The 19,501-nt window shown below is 68.7% G+C and carries 16 protein-coding genes; 9 read left to right on the top strand and 7 right to left on the bottom strand.

Annotated features, from left to right (window positions below; all coding sequences use genetic code 11):
• Positions 1-150: 150 nt before the first annotated feature.
• From ACFSCU_RS05210 to ACFSCU_RS05175, 8 genes are all read left to right on the top strand, one after another.
• Positions 151-957 carry a cytochrome C assembly family protein gene (locus ACFSCU_RS05210; RefSeq protein ID WP_180550815.1) on the top strand — a complete coding sequence of 269 codons (807 nt, stop codon included), beginning with the start codon at positions 151-153 and terminating at the stop codon, positions 955-957.
• Positions 957-1,175, top strand: a complete 219-nt coding sequence (locus ACFSCU_RS05205) for a PP0621 family protein (RefSeq protein WP_180550814.1) — start codon at positions 957-959, stop codon at positions 1,173-1,175. Before ACFSCU_RS05210 ends, ACFSCU_RS05205 begins: the two co-directional genes overlap by 1 nt.
• Positions 1,175-2,926, top strand: coding sequence for a two-component system sensor histidine kinase NtrB (locus tag ACFSCU_RS05200; protein ID WP_377560090.1), 1,752 nt, complete (start codon positions 1,175-1,177; stop codon positions 2,924-2,926). Before ACFSCU_RS05205 ends, ACFSCU_RS05200 begins: the two co-directional genes overlap by 1 nt.
• Positions 2,923-4,485 carry a sigma-54-dependent transcriptional regulator gene (locus tag ACFSCU_RS05195; protein ID WP_377560088.1) on the top strand — a complete coding sequence of 521 codons (1,563 nt, stop codon included), beginning with the start codon at positions 2,923-2,925 and terminating at the stop codon, positions 4,483-4,485. Before ACFSCU_RS05200 ends, ACFSCU_RS05195 begins: the two co-directional genes overlap by 4 nt.
• A complete protein-coding gene (ampD, locus tag ACFSCU_RS05190; RefSeq protein ID WP_377560087.1) occupies positions 4,469-5,062 on the top strand; it encodes a 1,6-anhydro-N-acetylmuramyl-L-alanine amidase AmpD in 594 nt (197 codons plus the stop codon). The genes ACFSCU_RS05195 and ampD overlap by 17 nt, the downstream gene beginning before the upstream one ends.
• Positions 5,063-5,765: 703 nt before the next feature.
• Positions 5,766-8,696 (top strand): ribonucleoside-diphosphate reductase subunit alpha, encoded by a 2,931-nt coding sequence (locus ACFSCU_RS05185; RefSeq protein ID WP_180550810.1) that lies wholly within the window; start codon positions 5,766-5,768, stop codon positions 8,694-8,696.
• Positions 8,697-8,850: 154 nt separating this feature from the next.
• Positions 8,851-10,035, top strand: coding sequence for a ribonucleotide-diphosphate reductase subunit beta (locus ACFSCU_RS05180; RefSeq protein WP_377560085.1), 1,185 nt, complete (start codon positions 8,851-8,853; stop codon positions 10,033-10,035).
• A 209-nt stretch (positions 10,036-10,244) separates the two neighbouring features.
• A complete protein-coding gene (locus tag ACFSCU_RS05175; RefSeq protein WP_180550809.1) occupies positions 10,245-10,739 on the top strand; it encodes a histone H1-like DNA-binding protein in 495 nt (164 codons plus the stop codon).
• 187 nt (positions 10,740-10,926) lie between these two features.
• On the opposite strand, the gene ACFSCU_RS05170 is transcribed toward ACFSCU_RS05175, so the two are convergent.
• The 7 genes from ACFSCU_RS05170 to ACFSCU_RS05140 form a co-directional block, all read right to left on the bottom strand.
• Entirely contained in the window at positions 10,927-11,832 is a 906-nt protein-coding gene (locus ACFSCU_RS05170) for a carbohydrate kinase family protein (RefSeq protein WP_180550808.1), read from the bottom strand.
• Positions 11,833-11,896: 64 nt separating this feature from the next.
• Positions 11,897-13,342 carry a DUF3426 domain-containing protein gene (locus tag ACFSCU_RS05165; RefSeq protein WP_377560084.1) on the bottom strand — a complete coding sequence of 482 codons (1,446 nt, stop codon included), beginning with the start codon at positions 13,340-13,342 and terminating at the stop codon, positions 11,897-11,899.
• Between the two features lie 39 nt (positions 13,343-13,381).
• Complete coding sequence (gene prmA, locus ACFSCU_RS05160) at positions 13,382-14,266, bottom strand: 50S ribosomal protein L11 methyltransferase (protein WP_180550806.1); 885 nt, start codon at positions 14,264-14,266, stop codon at positions 13,382-13,384.
• 202 nt (positions 14,267-14,468) lie between these two features.
• The gene (gene accC, locus ACFSCU_RS05155) at positions 14,469-15,818 is read right to left on the bottom strand and encodes an acetyl-CoA carboxylase biotin carboxylase subunit (RefSeq protein WP_180550805.1); all 1,350 of its coding nucleotides are present in this window, start codon (positions 15,816-15,818) and stop codon (positions 14,469-14,471) included.
• Positions 15,819-15,978: 160 nt separating this feature from the next.
• Positions 15,979-16,452 (bottom strand): acetyl-CoA carboxylase biotin carboxyl carrier protein, encoded by a 474-nt coding sequence (accB, locus tag ACFSCU_RS05150; protein WP_180550804.1) that lies wholly within the window; start codon positions 16,450-16,452, stop codon positions 15,979-15,981.
• A gap of 118 nt (positions 16,453-16,570) precedes the next feature.
• Positions 16,571-17,149: a TlpA family protein disulfide reductase gene (locus tag ACFSCU_RS05145; protein WP_180550803.1), complete on the bottom strand. Its 579-nt coding sequence runs from the start codon at positions 17,147-17,149 to the stop codon at positions 16,571-16,573.
• Positions 17,146-17,742 carry a hypothetical protein gene (locus ACFSCU_RS05140; protein WP_180550802.1) on the bottom strand — a complete coding sequence of 199 codons (597 nt, stop codon included), beginning with the start codon at positions 17,740-17,742 and terminating at the stop codon, positions 17,146-17,148. The genes ACFSCU_RS05145 and ACFSCU_RS05140 overlap by 4 nt, the downstream gene beginning before the upstream one ends.
• Positions 17,743-17,829: 87 nt before the next feature.
• On the opposite strand from ACFSCU_RS05140, the gene ACFSCU_RS05135 reads away from it, so the two are divergent.
• Positions 17,830-19,461 (top strand): long-chain fatty acid--CoA ligase, encoded by a 1,632-nt coding sequence (locus ACFSCU_RS05135; RefSeq protein WP_377560081.1) that lies wholly within the window; start codon positions 17,830-17,832, stop codon positions 19,459-19,461.
• The last annotated feature ends 40 nt before the right edge of the window (positions 19,462-19,501 follow it).

The following is a 19,501-nucleotide window of genomic DNA, read 5'->3' as shown; positions in this document are numbered from 1 at the left end:
GCGCAACGCAGGGAACAGAAGGCCGCGGAGCAGGCCATGCGAGGCTGCCGCGCAACGGGCTTGGCCCGGCCGCCGGCAGCGCCCCCTCAGGGGGAAGGCGCGTCAGCGCCTCAGGGGGGAGACAATCCTTCCGGGGGTAAACTTTCCACCATGATTCTAGCCAGCACCTCCCCTGTCGGCTTGCTGCTCGGCACCGCGGCGGCGCTGGCTTACGCCGTGCCCGCGGTGGCGGCACGCGCCGTGGGCGGCGTCACGGCGCGGCGGGTGCTGCTGCTGGCCTGGGTGCTGCACGGGCTGCTGCTGGGCTGGACGCTGCTGGGCCAGCACCCGCGCTTCGGCTTCGCGCCGGCGCTGTCGATCACGGTGTGGCTGGTGCTGACGGCCTACGTGGTCGAAAGCCAGCTGTACCCGCAGCTGCGCGCGCGCTGGGCGCTGGCCGGTTTCGGCACGTTGGCGATTGCGCTGGCCATGCTGTTTCCGGGCGCGCGCCTGCCCGAGACCTCGTCGCCGCTGCTGCCACTGCACTGGGCGCTGGGCATCTCGGCCTACGGCCTGTTCGCCGCCGCCGTGGCGCACGGCTGGCTGATGACCCGCGCCGAGGCGCAGATGCGCCACGCCACGCGGGTGGTCGAGGGCGTGCCGCTGCTGACGCTGGAGCGGCTGATGTTCCGCTTCGTCAGCGCCGGCTTCGTGCTGCTGACGCTGACCATGCTGGCCGGCATGTTCTTCGGCGAGCAGTTGTACGGCAGCGCCTACACCGGCTGGCGCTGGGACCACAAGCGCGTGTTCACGCTGCTGTCGTGGATCGCCTTCGCCACGCTGCTGGTCGGCCGCTCGCAGTTCGGCTGGCGCGGCCGGCGCGCGGTGCGCGTGCTGTACATCGGCGCCGCGCTGCTGCTGCTGGGCTATGCGGGCTCGCGCTTCGTGCTGGAAGTGATGCTGGGGCGCGGCGCGTGATGAAACTGCTGGTGCTGCTGCTGGTGATCCTGGCGGCCGTGTGGCTGTGGCAACGCGGACGGCGCGTGCCGCCGCCCGGCCGGCGCGCCGAACGCAAGGCCCTGCCCATGGTGCGCTGCCACCACTGCGGCGTGCACCTGCCGGGCAGCGACGCGGTCAACGGCCGCGACGGCGCTTATTGCTCGGTCGCCCACCGCCGCGAATCCGAGGGCGCCTGATGCCGCCCCCGGGCGCCGCGCGCGAGCAGCACACCTGGTTCGGCCCGTCGCACCCGCCGGCGGCCGCCACGCCCGCCGCGGCCGAGCTGGAGCCCTCCACCGGCTTCACCCGGCTGTGGACGGCGTTCATGTCGGCGCGGGTGCTGGTCGCGCTGGCGCTGCTGGGCCTGCACATCGGCCTGCACCTGCTGGGCCGCCCGGTCACGGTCTGGGTGCTGGGCTGCTGCACGGCGTTCGTGGTGGTCACCGCGGCGGCGCGGCTGGCGCTGCGGCCGCGCGGGCCGGGCCGCGCGTTCGATGCGCAGTGGCTGCCCACGGTGGGGCTCGATCTGCTGTTCTTCGCCACCCTGCAGTGGCAGGGCAACCTGGGCATCAACTACACGCCGCTGCTGGCGCTGCCGGTGGTGATGGCGGCCATCCTGGGCTCGCGCGCGCTGGCCCTGGGCACGGCGGCGCTGACGGCGTTGATGCTGCTCGGCTACGCCGCCTGGACCGTGAGCGCCAGCGCCTGGGCCAACACCGCCGACATGGCGCAGGCCGGCCTGACGGGCGCCGGCCTGCTGATGCTCGCACTGTTGACCAACCAGCTGGCCAGCCGGCTGGTGCGCGAGGAAGCGGTGGCGCGCCGCAGCCGCATCGAGGCGCAGGTGCAGTCGCTGGTCAACAACATGGTGATCGAGGCCCTGCCCGATGGCGTGCTGGTGGTGGATTCGACCCACCTGGTGCGCGCCGCCAACCCGGCCGCGCGGCTGATGCTGGGCTCGGACCAGGAGGTGACGCCGCACCTGTTCAGCCTGCACGACAACCCGGCCTGGCTGCAGCTGATGCACATCGCCCAGCTGACCTTCGCCGACACCCCGGTGGACGCGGCGGAAGTGATCCTGCACCACGAAGACCGCATGCCCAGCCGGCTGCAGGTGCGCACGCAGCGCACGCCGCCCATCGGCGACAGCGGCGTGAGCCTGTGCGTGATGTTCCTGCAGGACCTGCGCGAGATGGAGGCGCGCCTGCGCACCGAAAAGCTGGCCTCGATGGGGCGCATGTCGGCCGCCGTGGCGCACGAGATCCGCAACCCGCTGGCCGCCATCAGCCAGGCCAATGCGCTGCTCGAGGAAGACCTCGAATCGCCCCTGCAGCGCCGCCTGACCGACATGGTGCGGCAGAACGCCGAGCGCCTGCAGCACATCGTCGAGGACGTGCTGAACGTGGCGCGCGTGCAGGGCCCGGGCGATGCGCTGGAAACCCATGCGCTGGCGCTGGACGAGGAAGCCGACACCTTCTGCGGCGAATGGGCGCAGCAGCATGCGGCGGGTGCGCGCCTGCGCGTGGACCTGAACGCGCCCGAGGTGCAGGTGCAGTTCGCGCGCGACCACCTGCGCCGCATCCTGGTCAACCTGCTGGACAACGCCGCCCGCTATGCCTCTGCGCACGAAGGCGCCATCCAGGTCGCCACCCACGCCGTGCGCCACGGCCCGGTGATGCTGATGGTGTGGAGCGACGGGGCCGCCATGGAGCCCGCGGTGCGCCGCCACCTGTTCGAGCCCTTCTTCTCGTCCGAGAGCCGCTCCAGCGGGCTGGGGCTGTTCATCTGCCGCGAGCTGTGCGAGCGGCACGGCGCCACCATCGCCTACGAGCGCACGGCGCGCGAGCAGGCAGGGCAGGTCGTGGAAGGCAACGAGTTCTTCGTCAGCTTTCGGCGCGCACACAGCGGGCATTCGACATTCAACCTGGAGGACACTGCGCTCCCATGAACGCTTCAGCGAATGCACCCGGCGCCGCGCGCGTGCTGGTGGTGGACGACGAACCCGATCTGCGAACCCTGTACGAACTGACGCTGCTGCGCGAGGGCTACCAGGTGGCCTCGGCCGGCACGCTGGCCGAGGCGCGTGCGCAGCTGGCCCAGCAGCGCTTCGACGTCGTCATCACCGACATGCGTCTGCCCGACGGCCTGGGGCTGGAGCTGCTGCGCGAGGTGGCGCAGGCCCAGCGCCCCGAGCGCTGCATCATGATCACCGCCTACGGCTCGGCCGAGAACGCCGTCGAGGCGCTGAAGTGCGGCGCCTTCGACTACCTCACCAAGCCGGTCGATCTGAAGCAGTTTCGCGGCGTGGTCAGCTCGGCGCTGCAATCGCCGGCCGCGCCGCTGCAGGCCGCGCCCGCCGCCGCACCCGCGCACCCGGCCGCAGCGGCGGCCGCGCCTGTGCCCGCACGGGCGCCGGACCAGCCCACCGCGCTCTCCGCCGATGGTCAGGGTGCGCTGGGCCGCATGATCGGCGAATCCGCCGCCATGCGCTCGGTCAAGCAGCGCATCCGCAAGGTCGCGCCCAGCATGGCGCCGGTGCTCATCCACGGCGAATCGGGCACCGGCAAGGAGCTGGTGGCCAACGCCATCCATGGCTGCAGCCACCGCAGCGACGGGCCGTTCGTGCCGGTCAACTGCGGCGCCATCCCCGAGAACCTGCTCGAAGCCGAGTTCTTCGGCGCGCGCAAGGGCTCGTACACCGGCGCCACGCAGGACCGCGAGGGCTTCTTCCAGGCCGCGCGCGGCGGCACGCTGTTTCTCGACGAGATCGGCGACCTGCCGCTGGCCATGCAGGCCAAGCTGCTGCGCGCCATCCAGGAGCGGCGCGTGCGCGCGCTGGGCGACACGCAGGAAGAGCCGGTGGACGTGCGCATCGTCAGCGCCACCCACAAGGACCTGGCGGCCGAGGTGCAGGCCGGGCGCTTCCGGCAGGACTTGTTCTACCGCCTGAACGTGATCGAGATCGTGGTGCCGCCGCTGCGCGAGCGCCGCGACGACCTGCCCGCGCTGTGCCAGGCGCTGCTGACGCGCATCGCCACCGAGGCCGGCATCCCCGTGCCCACGCTGTCGCCCCGCCTGCTGGACGAGCTGCGCAGCGCACCGCTGGAAGGCAACGTGCGCGAACTGGAGAACCTGCTGCACCGCGCCGTGGCGCTGGGCGAGGCCGGTGATTCCGGCTGGGGCCTGATGGGCGACGATCTGATGCCGGCCACCGCGCCGCCCACCGCCGCGGCGCCCCCGCTGTTGCACGATGATGCGCCCACGGCGCCCGCCGCGATTCCGGCACCGGCGGCGGCCCTCGCCGCGAACGAGCTGCCCGCGGACCTGGGCGCCTGGCTCGATGCGCAGGAGCGCCTGATCCTGGTGCGCGCACTCGACGAAACCGGCTTCAACCGCACCGCCGCGGCCGCGCGGCTGGGCCTGAACCTGCGCCAGATGCGCTACCGCATGGCGCGCCTGGGCATCAGCGCCCCCTCCAACGGCGAGGCCGATGACGACGGCGCCTGAGCCGCGCCGACCGCTCTGGCAGCACGGCTGGTACCGCCACGCCCGCGCCCTGCCGTCGCCCAACTTCGGCCCGCGCCCCGCCAACACGGCGATCGACCTGATCGTGGTGCATTCCATCAGCCTGCCGCCTGGCGAATTCGGCGGCGACCACGTGCAGGCCCTGTTCACCAACACGCTGGATTGGGACGCCCACCCCTACTTCCAGACCATTCGCGGGCTCGAGGTGTCGGCGCACTTCTTCATCCGCCGCGACGGCGCGCTGTGGCAGTTCGTCAGCGTGGACGACCGCGCCTGGCACGCCGGCGCCTCGTGCTTCGGCGGGCGCGACAACTGCAACGACTATTCGGTCGGCATCGAACTCGAAGGCCTGGAAGGCGGCCGGTTCGAGCCGGCGCAATACGCCGCCCTGGCGCCGCTGTGCCGGGCCCTGGCGGCGCGCCACCCCATTGCCGCCATCGCCGGCCACGAGCACATCGCCCCCGGCCGCAAGCACGACCCCGGCCCCGGCTTCAACTGGCCGCGCCTGCGCCGCGCCCTGCGCTGGCCCGCGCACCGCTTTCCGCCCGGCGTGGCCTGATCCCGTTGCGCGCTGCAAACGGCAGCGCTTGACGGATGACGCCATGACTTCGCCGCTGCGCGGCGTCGATGACGGAATGACGAAATGACGAAATGGCACCGGTGATGCGCGGCACGCCCCGCCCTTGGCTGGCGTCATGGCGGCGCAGCCGCCGTCATCGAAGGGCAGCGAGGTCATTTCGTCATCGCCCCGCGCGCGAGCAGCTGTCTTTGGGAGCGCGAAACAGTACCCGCCCCCTCAAAAGCCACGATGGCCGAAAGACAGGGGGGGGACCTCCCGAATTTTTTTTACCATCGAAAACGCCTTCAGCGCCCGTTCATCGGGCGCAAGCAGCTCTTTTTTTGCAACCGCCAAACCCCGCCAAACGGCTATCGCCTGATTTTGCCGCCGCAGCGCCCAAACATGCCACGTGTGCCCAGCATTCACGCGGCTTGCGGCGGCAAATCGCCGCACAGCCCGCTGCCCGCCGTGGTTTGCGCCGCACGTGCCCGCACGCACGCGCGCTGGGCGCCGGTGCGGGCGCGCGCCGGCCCGACGGGCGCGGCCGCGCACGGCGGCCACAATCACCCAAAACACTACAGGTAGTGGCTTGAACCAGAGCCGAACACTAGATATAGTGCCTCGGGTCGCGGCGCCGCTCGTCCAAGAATTCACACTGAGCGCCGCGCACGCCCGCCCCATCACCCATTGCCGAGAGGACCCCATGCCCACAGCCCGCAGCGCCGCGCCCGCCATCAGCGCGCCCATCCACCCGCCCGCCATGCCCGCCAGCGCCCCGGCGCGCCAGCCGCTGGCGCAGTACCAGATCATTCGCCGCAACGGCGCCGTGGTGGCCTTCGAGCCCAGCAAGATCGCGGTGGCGATGATGAAGGCGTTCCTGGCCGTGCACGGCACGCAGGGCGCGGCATCGGCCAGCGTGCGCGAGGTGGTGGACGAGCTGACGCAGGCCGTGGTGCGCGCGCTGATGCGCTCGCGCCCCGGCGGCGGCACCTTCCACATCGAGGACGTGCAGGACCAGGTGGAACTGGGCCTGATGCGCAGCGGCCACCACGAGGTGGCGCGCGCCTACGTGCTGTACCGCGAGCGCCGCGCGCAGGAGCGCGCGCAGCAGAAGGCCGAGGCCGCGCCCGCCGCGCCGGTGCTGCACGTGCTGGATCGCGGCGAGCGCGTGGCGCTGGATCTGCCGGCGCTGCAGGCCCTGCTCGGCCAGGCCTGCGCCGAGCTGGATGCCGAGGTGCGGCCCGAGCCGATCCTGGCCGAAACCCTGCGCAACCTGTACGACGGCGTGCCGGTGGATGAGGTGTACAAGGCCGCCATCCTGGCCGCGCGCACGCTGATCGAGAAGGAGCCCGACTACACCTACGCCACCGCGCGCCTGCTGCTGCACACCATCGCCAAGGAGGTGCTGGGCGAGACCGTGAGCCTGCCCGAACTGGCCGAGCGTTATGCGGACTACTTCCCGCAGTTCATCAAGCAGGGTGTTGACGCCGAGCTGCTTGATGAGCGGCTCTTGCAGTTCGATCTGGCCCGCCTGGGCGCCGCGCTGAAACCCGAGCGCGACCTGCAGTTCGACTACCTGGGCTTGCAGACGCTGTATGACCGCTACTTCCTGCACGTGCGCAAGCAGCGCATCGAGCTGCCGCAGGCCTTCTTCATGCGCGTGGCGATGGGCCTGGCACTCAATGAAATCGACCGCGAGGCGCGCGCCATCGAGTTCTACGAGGTGCTGTCGCGCTTCGACTTCATGAGCAGCACGCCCACGCTGTTCAACAGCGGCACGCGGCGCTCGCAGCTGTCGAGCTGCTACCTGACCACGGTGCCCGACGAGCTGGACGGCATCTACGAGTCGATCAAGGAAAACGCCCTGCTGAGCAAATTTGCCGGCGGCCTGGGCAACGACTGGACGCGCGTGCGCGCCTTGGGCAGCCACATCAAGGGCACCAACGGCGAATCGCAGGGCGTGGTGCCGTTTTTGAAGGTGGTCAACGACACGGCCGTGGCCGTCAACCAGGGCGGCAAGCGCAAGGGCGCGGTGTGCGCGTATCTGGAGACCTGGCACCTCGACATCGAGGAGTTTCTGGAGCTGCGCAAGAACACCGGCGACGACCGCCGCCGCACGCACGACATGAACACGGCCAACTGGATCCCCGACCTGTTCATGCGCCGGGTGATGGACAAGGGCACGTGGACGCTGTTCTCGCCCAGCGACGTGCCCGATCTGCACGACAAGTTCGGCGCCGAGTTCGAAGCCGCCTACGTGGCTTACGAAGAACGCGCGGCGCGCGGCGAAATCCAGCCCAGCAAGACGCTGCCGGCGGTGGACCTGTGGCGCAAGATGCTGTCGATGCTGTTCGAGACCGGCCACCCCTGGATCACCTTCAAGGACGCCTGCAACCTGCGCAGCCCGCAGCAGCACGCGGGGGTGGTGCATTCCAGCAACCTGTGCACCGAGATCACGCTCAACACCAGCGACACCGAAACCGCCGTCTGCAACCTGGGCTCGGTGAACCTGCTGCAGCACCTGAAGGATGGCACCGACGCCAACGGCGTCGCTACCAAGGTGCTCGACCACGAGAAGCTGAAGCAGACGGTGTCGACCGCCATGCGCATGCTCGACAACGTGATCGACATCAACTACTACGCCGTCAAGAAAGCGCGCGACGCCAACCTGCGGCACCGCCCGGTGGGCTTGGGGCTCATGGGCTTCCAGGACGCGCTGTACGCGCTGCGCATTCCCTATGCGTCAGAGCAGGCGGTGCAGTTCGCCGACGAATCCATGGAGGCCATCTGCTACCACGCCTACTGGGCCAGCACCGAACTGGCGGCCGAGCGCGGGCGCTATTCGTCCTACAAGGGCTCGCTGTGGGAGCGCGGCGTCTTGCCGCTCGACAGCCTGAACCTGCTGGAGCAGGCGCGCGGCGGTCATGTGGAGGTGGATCGCTCGGCCACGCTGGACTGGGACGCGCTGCGCCAGAAGATCGCCCGCGACGGCATGCGCAACAGCAACTGCGTGGCCATCGCACCCACGGCCACCATCAGCAACATCATCGGCGTGGATGCGTCCATCGAGCCGTGCTTCGGCAACCTGTCGGTCAAGAGCAACCTGTCGGGCGAGTTCACTGTCATCAACCAGTACCTGGTGAAGGACCTGAAGCGCCTGGGCCTGTGGGACGACGTGATGGTGATGGACCTGAAGCACTTCGACGGTTCGCTGCGCCCCATCGACCGCGTGCCGCCCGACGTGAAGGCGCTGTACGCCACCGCCTTCGAGGTCGAGCCGCAATGGCTCGTCGAAGCCGCGGCGCGGCGCCAGAAATGGATCGACCAGGCGCAGAGCCTGAACATCTACATGGCCGGCGCCAGCGGCAAGAAGCTGCACGACACCTACACGCTGGCCTGGCTGCGAGGGCTGAAGACCACCTACTACCTGCGCACCACCAGCGCCACGCAGGCCGAGAAGTCGACCGTGCAATCGGGCCGGCTCAACGCCGTGCCCACCGGCAACGGCGGCGCGCACGGCATGGGCGCGCGCGATGCCGCCGCAGTGGCCGCGCCGTTGGCCATGGCGGCCGAGCCGGCCACCGACGTGAAGTTCTGCGCCATCGACGACCCGGGCTGCGAAGCCTGCCAATGAACCGCAGCGCGTGCCACGTGCGCACTGCGATCACGGCAAGGCATCGCATGCGATGCCTTGCCGCAACACTCACACCCCTTGAACCCACGAGCAACGTGACGGAATGCTTTGCATTTCATCACGTTGCTCCCATAATCGGAGCATTGGAAAAACCATGTTGACCTGGGACGACGACGCCACACCCGCCACGCTGCAACCCCGCTTGCAGCCGCTGGCTGAATTGCCGCCCGCTGCCACGCAAGGCATCACGGCATTCCAGGCCGCCCCCCTGATGCCACCGTCCATCAGCGCCGCTGCACCCAAAGCCGCACCATCCATCCAGCGCCGCGTCAACGCCGCCGACAAGCGCATCATCAACGGTCAGACCGACGTCAACCAGCTGGTGCCCTTCAAGTACAAGTGGGCCTGGGAAAAATACCTGGCCACCTGCGCCAACCACTGGATGCCGCAGGAAATCAACATGAACCGCGACATCGCGCTGTGGAAGTCGCCGAACGGCCTGACCGAAGACGAGCGCCGCATCGTCAAGCGCAACCTGGGCTTCTTCGTCACCGCCGATTCGCTGGCCGCCAACAACATCGTGCTGGGCACCTACCGCCACATCACGGCGCCCGAGTGCCGCCAGTTCCTGCTGCGCCAGGCGTTCGAAGAGGCCATCCACACTCACGCCTACCAGTACATCGTCGAGTCGCTGGGCCTGGACGAGGGCGAGATCTTCAACGCCTACCACGAGGTGGCGTCGATCCGCGACAAGGACGAGTTCCTGATCCCGTTCATCGACGCCATCATGGATCCGGCCTTCGTCACCGGCACCCCCGAGGCCGACCAGACCCTGCTGAAAAGCCTGATCGTCTTCGCCTGCCTGATGGAAGGCCTGTTCTTCTACGTCGGCTTCACACAAATCCTGGCGCTGGGCCGGCAGAACAAGATGGTGGGCGCGGCCGAGCAGTACCAGTACATCCTGCGCGACGAGTCGATGCACTGCAACTTCGGCATCGATCTGATCAACCAGATCAAGCTCGAGAACCCGCACCTGTGGACACCCGCCTTCAAGGCCGAGATCAAGGCCCTGTTCGAGAAGGCCGTCGAGCTGGAATACCGCTACGCCGAGGACACCATGCCGCGCGGCGTGCTGGGCATGAACGCCAGCATGTTCAAGGGCTACCTGCGCTACATCGCCAACCGCCGCGCCACGCAGATCGGCCTGGACGCCCTGTTCCCCAACGAGGAAAACCCCTTCCCCTGGATGAGCGAGATGATCGACCTGAAGAAGGAACGCAACTTCTTCGAAACGCGCGTCATCGAGTACCAGACCGGCGGCGCCCTGTCGTGGGACTGATGCCGGCGGCCTTTCCGAAACGACCCTTTCTTTATCGTGCAGTCACTGAATCAGCAACCCCACCCAGGCACCCAGGCGGTGCGGTGGGCTTGCGCCCGTGTTCATGGTGATGGATTTTTCTCCAGTGCCATGAATCGCTTTGCGTGTCCAACAGGCGCGAAGCGTTTCCTGCTGTTGATGGATAGTTCAACTTGATCAAGGAGAAAAAAATGGCAACTGCAAAGAAAGCACCGGCCAAGAAGGCCGCAGCGAAGAAAGCCCCTGCGAAGAAGGCGGCACCGGCCAAGAAAGTCGTGGCGAAGAAAGCCGCACCGGCCAAGAAAGCGGTCGCCAAGAAGGCACCGGCCAAGAAGGTCGTAGCGAAGAAGGCACCCGCCAAGAAAGTCGTGGCCAAGAAAGCGGTAGCGAAGAAGGCACCGGCCAAGAAGGTCGTGGCCAAGAAGGCGCCCGCCAAGAAAGTAGTGGCGAAGAAGGCCGCACCGGCCAAGAAAGCCGTCGCCAAGAAGGCACCGGCCAAGAAGGTCGTGGCGAAGAAAGCCGCACCTGCCAAGAAGGCCGTAGCGAAGAAGGCGGCACCCGCCAAGAAAGCGGCACCGGCCAAGAAAGCCGTGGCCAAGAAGGCCGCCGCGCCCAAGAAGCCCGCGGCGCAAACCACGCTGAACCCGCAGGCTGCGTGGCCGTTCCCGACGGCCAGCAAGCCCTGAGCGGCGCATCCAGCCCCGGCCTTGACCCGGCCGGGGCCTTCGCAGCCCGCGACACGAGTCATCGTGCGCGGGCTTCTTTTTTTTGGAGTGTGCGGCAGACCCCGCTCACTATCGATAAGTGAGCTGCCTGCGCTTATGCAGCCTGCGTTTCAGGCCAAATGATGTTGAAAGAGCAAGGCAGGCAACTTCAGATACCGGCCAGCACCGCGCCATCCACCTGGTAGTTCTGCGGTCCGCGGCTGGCGATCTTCAAGGCGCCCAGCCGGTTGCCCAGCGCGGCACAACGCGCCAACGGCCAGCCTTGCTCCAGACCGTGCAGCAGCGCACCGCGCCAGGCATCGCCGCAACCCGTCGGGTCCACCACGGACGCTGCCTGCACCGGCGGCACGCGGGTGCGAACGCCCGCCTCCCAGATGTCGCAACCCTCGCCGCCCAGCGTGACCACCAGGCCCTGCACGCGGCGCGACAGCTCGTCCAGCTCGATGCCCATGCGGTCGCACAGCATGCGGCCTTCGTAGTCATTCACCGTCACCCAGGTGGCCAGTTCGACAAAGTGCGCCAACTCGTCGCCGTTGAACATGGGCAGGCCCTGCCCCGGATCGAACACGAAAGGGATGCCGGCGGCGCGGAACTGTTCGGCGTGCTGCAGCATCGCGTCGCGCCCGTCGGGCGAGATGATGCCCAGGCGGATGTCCTCGCGTGCAACGATGTGCGTGCGGTGCGCCTGCATCATCGCGCCGGGGTGGAAGGCCGTGATCTGGTTGTTGTCGCGGTCGGTCATGATCATGGCCTGCGCGGTGTAGGTGTCGTCGATGGTGCGCACGAACTCGGTGCTGACGCCCAGCTGGCGCAGCCGCGCCAGGTAGTCGGAGCCGTCGTTGCCCAGCGTGGCCACGGGCAGCGGCGTGCCGCCCAGCTGGCGCATGGCGTAGGCGATGTTGCCCGCGCAGCCGCCGAAGTCGCGCCGCAGGCTGGGCACCAGGAAGGACACGTTGAGGATGTGCAGTTGATCCGGCAGGATCTGTTCGGCGAAGCGCCCCTCGAAGCTCATGATGGTGTCGAAGGCGAGCGAGCCGCAAATCAGCGTGGCCATAGGTCAGGTAATGAAGTGAAGGGATCGACGAAGCCGGCGGCTGCCGTGCGGCAGCGCACCCGGCTCAGGGGTAAAAGGCCATCAGGCGGTAGCCGACGATGGCCGACGGATTGGAGATGCTGGTCACGGTGAGCGCGTTGGTGCCGCTGAACTCGCCCCGCGCGGCAAGCGCCGGGGGAGCACCCAGTTCGGCCGCGCTCACCACGCGCCGCACCAGGGCTTGGTCTTGGGCGTCGGTCAGCGTCAGTTCCAGCGACGGCGTGGCCACCGGCATGTCGGCCGTGTTGCGCAGCGTGACGCTGAAACGGAAGGCGTTGGCGCTGACGCGGTTGAAGGCGGAGCTGTCGATGACGATGGTCTCGAGCTGGCGGTACGGCGCAATCTGGCAACCAACGACCTGGCACATGGCCTGCAGCGCCGGCACCAGCGCGGGTTCGCGCGCCGCCAGCCAGTCGCGCCGACTCAGCACCCACTGCAAGGCCAGCGCCAGCAGCAACACCAGCAACGCCGCCCACAGGCCCACGCGCACCGGGCGCGACGACCAGAAGGCGCGGCGCCGCGCCTGCTCGACGAAGCGGGGCTCGGGCTGGTCGACGGGCGGCGCGGCGGCGGGCGCAGCGGCGTCGGGCGCCAGCGGCTCCACCACCTCGCCCACGCCGCTCAGCACGAAGTCGACATCGGCCGCGGGGGGCACTTCGCGCTCCAGTGCCTCGGCGCGGAACGACCTGCGGGCCAGCAAGACATCCACTGGCGGCGTGGCAGGCGGGCTGGCTGGGGCTTCCGCGGGCACCGCGGTGTCTGCCGGTGATGGGTCGTGGACTGGTGCCGCCGCCACAGGCCACAGCTCGTCTGCAGGCGGTTGCGCGGGCTGGTCAGCACGGTCTGGCGCCGTCAACTCGCGCCAGGTTTGCAGCTCCGACGCGGTCCAGGGACCGTCCGGCGCCGGCTCGGCTTCGGCCGTGGCTTCGGCCTCGGGCAGGGCAGGAGTCGGAAGGGTGGCGTGCGCCGGCGCCGCGACGTCGTCCTTGGGCAGCGAGCGCTCGGCCTCGGTCGGTGCGGGGGGTTCTGGCGCGCCCTGCCCCGCTTTTTCAACACTGGTCTTGCGCGACGACCAGGGCGCGGGCGGTTGCCAGGTGTCGAACCGGGCCGCCGCCGTCTGCGATGGCTTCGGCGCTGCAACGGGCTCGGGCTCCACCGTCGACCGGATGGGCACGGCAGGCACCGGCGAGGGTGCCGCAACCGGAGGGAGCACGACCGCCGGCGCAGGATCCGGCGCGGGAGTGGGAGGTGGAGCGGCCCTGCGATCTGGTTCGCGCACCGGCACCGGCACGCTAGGCGACTGCGGCGCTGGCGGGGCCGGCGCGGCGGCCTCGACCGGCAGCATGTGGGCTGCGGCGTCGAACACCTCGTTGCAGTGCCCGCAGCGCACCCAGCCGCCGGAGATGCGCAACTGGTCCGGCACGACCTTGAACATGGTCGTGCAGGCCGGGCAGCGCGTGATCAGGCTCATGGTGCGGCGATTGTAGGCAGCAGCGTGCCGGGCGCCAGGTCAGGCGCGGCGTGCCACCAGCAGCACCCAGCCGTCCTCGGTATCGGCGACCTCCAAGGACAGCCAGGGTCGATACGCCGCTTGCAACTCGGCCGTCTGACGCTCCAGCACGCCCGCCAGCACCAGCGCACCGCCCGGCGCCACATGGCCGGCCAGCAGCGGCGCCAGCACCTTGAGCGGCGTGGCCAGGATGTTGGCCAGCACGGTGTCGTAAACGCCGCTGGCCTGGTCCGGCAGGCCAGCCACCAGCTGCACGCCGTTGGCCGAAGCGTTGTCGATGGTGGCCTGCGCGGCCGCCTCGTCGATGTCCACCGCGTCGACGCTGGCGGCCCCATGCAGCGCGGCGCCAATGGCCAGGATGCCGGAGCCGCAGCCGTAATCCAGCACGCGCTGGCCGCGCGGCGGGTGCGCGGCGATCCAGCGCAGGCACATGCGCGTGGTCGGGTGCGTGCCGGTGCCGAAGGCCAGGCCGGGATCGAGGCGGATCACCTCGGTGGCGCCTGCGGGCACCTCGTGCCAGGTCGGCACGATCCAGAAGCTGCGGGTGATGGGCACGGGCTCGAACTGCGACTGCGTCAGGCGCACCCAATCCTGTTCGGGCACGGGCGCGATCGACGCCACCTCGCAACCTTCCCAGAAGTCCTGCAGCGCCAGCAGCCGGGCGGCATCGCGCGCCTGCGCCTCGTCGCCGAACAGGGTCACCATGCGCGAGCGCGACCAGCTCTGCGCCGGGGGCGGCAGGCCGGGCTCGCCGAACAGCGCGCGCTCGGCATCGGTGTCGGCGTCCGCATCCTCCACCGACACGCTCAACGCCTCCAGCGCCTCCAGCGCATCGGACAGCGGTTCGACCCGGTCCTCGGGGCAGATCAGGCGCAACTCGAACATGACGGTTTCATTGCTTTCAAAAAAATAGCTGCTTGCGCTTGATACACAAGGCCTGGAGACGATTTAACCTTGAAAACAAGGCTGCGCAGCAAGCCCACCCAGCGGCCGCGGAGCAGGCCATCCGCGAACGCCGTTGCCGGACCTGCGCCGGCGACTGGCGTTGTCCTCCTCCCGGGGAAGGCGCCGCAGACGACTCAGGGTGCTACCTTTGATGCTCGCTCAACCACTTTTCCAGGTAGTGGATGTTGGTGCCGCCTTCCATGAACTTGGCGTCCACCATCAGCTCGCGGTGCAGCGCGAGGTTGCTGCTGATGCCTTCGATCAGCGTCTCGGACAGCGCGGTCTGCATGCGGGCGATGGCCTGCTCGCGCGTGTCGCCGTAGACGATGATCTTGCCGATCATGCTGTCGTAGTTGGGCGGCACGAAGTAGTTGTCGTACACGTGCGAATCCACCCGCACGCCCGGCCCGCCCGGCGGGTGCCAGTAGGTGATGCGGCCCGGCGAAGGGGTGAACTTGAACGGGTCCTCGGCGTTGATGCGGCACTCGATGGCGTGGCCCCTGATCTGGATCTGCCGCTGCGTGAAGGGCAGCTTCTCGCCCGCCGCCACCATGATCTGGGTGCGCACGATGTCGATGCCGGTGATCCATTCGGTCACCGGGTGCTCGACCTGCACGCGCGTGTTCATCTCGATGAAATAGAACTCGCCGTTCTCGTACAGGAACTCGAAGGTACCGGCGCCGCGGTAGCCGATCTTCTTACAGGCCGCCACGCAGCGCTCGCCGATGCGCTCGATCAGGCGGCGCGGAATGCCCGGGGCCGGGCCTTCCTCGATCACCTTCTGGTGGCGCCGCTGCATGGAGCAGTCGCGCTCGCCCAGGTACACCGCGTTGCGGTGCTTGTCGGCCAGGATCTGGATTTCGATGTGGCGCGGGTTCTGGAGGAACTTCTCCATGTACACGGCCGGGTTGTTGAAGGCCGCGGCGGCCTCGCTCTTGGTGGTCTGCACCGCGGCCAGCAGGGCCGCCTCGGTGTGCACCACGCGCATGCCGCGCCCGCCGCCGCCGCCCGCGGCCTTGATGATGACCGGGTAGCCGATGGCCTTGGCGATGCGCTTGATGGCGGCTGGCTCGTCGGGCAGTTCGCCGTCGGAGCCGGGCACGCAGGGCACGCCGGCCTTGATCATGGCCTGCTTGGCCGACACCTTGTCGCCCATGATGCGGATCGACTCGGGCGTGGGGCCGATGAACTGGAAGCCGCTGCGCTCCACCCGCTCGGCAAAATCGGCGTTTTCGCTCAAGAAGCCGTAGCCGGGGTGAATCGCCTCGGCGTCCGTCACCTCGGCGGCCGAGATGATGGCCGGCATGTTGAGGTAGCTCTGCCCTGACGGTGCCGGGCCGATGCACACCGCCTCTTCGGCCAGCTTGACGTATTTGGCGTCTTTGTCGGCCTCGGAATAGACCATCACGGCCTTGATGCCCAGCTCGCGGCAGGCGCGCTGCACGCGCAGGGCGATCTCACCGCGGTTGGCGACCAGTATTTTCTTGAACATGTTCAGTGATCCACGGTGCGCTGGCGTCATGCGCCGCGCATCAACACGTTGGAGCCGCTGGCCACGAGGGCCACGCGAGGATGCCGTGCAGCGGGCGTGCGGCCCGGCCGCTGGCGTCGTCCCTCGGGAGAAGGCGCCGAAGGCGACTCAGAGGGCGCCATCATTCAATGATGAACAACGGCTGGCCGTATTCCACCGCCTGGCCGTTTTCGCCCAGGATCTTCTTGATGGTGCCGCCCTTCTCCGCGTCGATCTCGTTCAGGATCTTCATCGCCTCGATGATGCACAGCGTGTCGCCTTCCTTGACCTGCTGGCCCACCTCGACGAAGGGTTTGGCGCCGGGGCTGGATGCACGGTAGAAGGTACCCACCATGGGCGATTTGAGCACGAAGCCCGCCGGCTCTTCGGCAGGCGCGGGGGCGGCCGCTTCTGCCGCGGGCGCCGCGCTGGCCGCAGGCGCCGCGGGCCCTGGGGCGGCCACCGGTGGTGCCACGGGTGCGTACACCACCTGCGCAGGCGCGGGCGGCGCGCCCTTGACGATGCGCACCTTGCCTTCGGCTTCGGTGATTTCCAGTTCCGACACGTTCGACTCGGAGACCAGGTCGATCAGTGTCTTGAGTTTGCGCAAATCCATTGCAAAGTCATCCAAATTTTGGGAATGGGGGCGAATTTACCTCAAATTGGCCGCAAATCGCCCCGATTTGAATCCAATTTCACCGAAATTTAATCTATGCCAATGCCGCAGGGCACCCTCAGCTCCTGCCGAGCCTGTCGCGCCAGGCCGCCAGATCGCGCGCGTGCAACTGGCCCAGTTTGCGGTCGCGCAACTGGCCCGTGGCGTCGAACAGCACGCTGAACGGCAGGCCGCCGGCCGCATTGCCCAGCGCGCGCGTTAGTTCGACCCCTTCGAGGCCCGCCAGGGCCACCGGAAAGCTGACCGGCGACTTGGCCAGGAAGCGCGCGACCGGCTCGGGCTTGTCAACCGCCAAACCGATCAATTGCCAGCCATTGGCCTTGTTTTCGTTGTAGAAGCTGCTCAATAACGGCAGTTCCTCGACACAGGGCGGGCACCACGTGGCCCAGAAGTTGACCAGCAGCGGGCGGCCGCGCAGCGTGGCCAGCGCCAGTGCACTGCCATCCGGAGCTGGAAAGCTGCGGTCCCAAAGACCCGTGGTGTCCGGCTCGTCCAGTGCCAGCCGGCGCGCGCTGAACAGCGCACCGGCACCCGCGGCGGCCAGTGCCACGGCGGCCAGCGCCAGGCGCCGGCCCGTCGGCCGCGCCGCCTTGGCGGCGGCGGCTGGCGGGGTCGATAAATCGTCGGGTGAATTCATGTCTGCTCATCCTCCTGCAGCCGATGTGCCAGCGCCCGGCGGTCGCCGCGCAGCGGCTGCCCCTGGCGCCCGGGCTTCAGCGCACCGCGCAAATCGTCGTGGTCGTGAATCATCAGGTGCACGCCGATGGACTCACCCAGTTCGGCGCAGTGGCTGGAAAAGCTCAGCGCATCCACCTGCATGCCGTTGAAGCCGGCCACGCTGCGCGGCTGGTAGGCCACCCGATGGTCGATGAGGGCGATCTCGGCGGATTTGGGATCGTCGCAAAACAGCTGCAGATAAATGTCCGACAGCCGCGTGGCGGTGCCGTTCCACACCGCACCGGCGATGTGGGGGCGGAATTCGGCCAGCCGCTCCATCCACGACAGGGCCAGCCGGCGCAGCGCGGCCAGTTCGGCCGGTTGCGTGTCGGCATGGAACAGCGCCAGATAGGCCCGCACCTCGGACTCGACCAGATCGTTGTCCGGCAAGGCCGTGCGCGGCGGCACGCCCATGACCTTCAGCGCCCGGCGCTTGGCGGCGCCGTAATCCAGCCCCTCTTCCACCACCAGGCGCGCAGCGTGCGCGGCCATCTCGTGCGTCAGGGTTTCCATGGATCGCATTCTGCCTTGCCAGGGCAAGCCGTTGCCGTAAAGTGGCTTGTATCGCACTCACAACCTCGCCAGGAGACCCTCCCCATCATGCAAACGACGATGATGAATGTGCCGCTGTCGCTCAACCACCTGCTGGATCGCGCGGGCATGCTGTTCAGGAACAACGAAGTCGTCTCGCGCCTGCCCGACAAGTCGCTGCGGCGCCACAGCTATGGCGAGTTTCATCGCCGCACGCGCGCATTGGGCAGCGCGCTGCAAAGGCTCGGGCTGCGCAAGGGCGACCGCGTGGCCACCCTGTGCTGGAACCACCACGCGCACCTGGAGTGCTACTTCGGCATTCCCGCCGCCGGCGGCGTGATGCACACGCTCAACCTGCGCCTGGCGCCCGACGAGATCGGCTGGATCGCCAACGACGCCGGGGACCGCTTTCTCATCATCGACGACGTGCTGCTGCCGCTGTACGAGAAGTTCAAGCACCTGCACAAGTTCGACAAGGTGATCGTGTTTCCCTTCTCCGGTGCCCCGGTTGCGCCGGCCTTCACCGACTACGAAGCCCTGCTGGCCGGCGCCGACCCGGACGGCTTCCAGTACGTGCCGCACGATGAGGACGACCCGGTCAGCATGTGCTACACCAGCGGCACCACCGGCAAGCCCAAGGGCGTGGTGTACTCGCACCGCTCCACCGTGCTGCATTCGCTGGTCGCCGGCCTGGCCGATTTCGCGGCCGTCCGCTCCACCGACGTGGTGCTGCCCGTCACGCCCATGTTCCACGCCAACAGCTGGGGCATGCCCTACATCTCGGTGATGATGGGCGCCAAGCTGGTCTTCCCCGGCCCGCACCTGCACCCCGACGACCTGCTCGACCTGATGACGGCCGAGCCGCCCACGCTGTCGCTGGGCGTGCCCACCATCTGGCTGTCGCTGATCCAGACCTACGACGCCTCGCTGAAGCCCGGCTCGCCCCATGCCGGGCGCTGGAAGCTGCCGCGCGGCATGCGCTCGTTCGTCGGCGGCGCCGCCGTGCCCGAGAGCCTGATCCGCGCCTTCGACGCGCACGGCATCTGGATCCAGCAGGGCTGGGGCATGACCGAGACCAGCCCCATCGCCACCGTCAGCTACCAGCGCGCCGAGTTGCGCGACATGTCCGCCGACGAGAAGTACCGCCGCGCCGCGCTGGCCGGATCGCCGGTGCCGCTGGTCGATCTGCGCGCGCGCGGCGACGACGGTACCAACCAGCCCTGGGACGGCCGCAGCGTGGGCGAGATTCAGGTGCGCGGCCCCTTCATCACCGGCGGCTATTACGCGGTCGGCTCGCCGTCCGACAAGTTCACGCCCGACGGCTGGCTGCGCACGGGCGACGTGGCCAGCGTGGATGATCTCGGCTTCGTCAAGATCAGCGACCGCACCAAGGACCTGATCAAGTCCGGCGGCGAATGGATCAGCTCGGTCGATCTGGAAAACGCCCTCATGGCCCACCCTGCCATCGCCGAGGCCGCCGTCATCGCCATCCCCGACGAGAAGTGGAGCGAGCGCCCGCTGGCCTGCGCGGTGCTGATCGCCGGCGAGCAGGCCACGCCGGATGAACTGAACGAATGGCTGCTGGAGCGGAGCTTCGCCAAGTGGCAACTGCCCGAGCGCTACGAGTTCATCGACGCCGTGCCGCGCACGTCGACGGGCAAGTTCTGGAAGCTGAAGCTGCGGGAGCAGTTTCCTGGATAAGCTCCCCCTGAGCCGCTGGACGCCACGTGCTCGCCGCCAG

Source organism: Ottowia beijingensis, assembly GCF_042680925.1.
Classification (GTDB): Bacteria; Pseudomonadota; Gammaproteobacteria; order Burkholderiales; family Burkholderiaceae_C; genus Ottowia; species Ottowia beijingensis.
The sequence above is the reverse complement of the archived record's forward strand: the minus strand, read 5'-3'. Positions and strand labels throughout refer to the sequence as shown.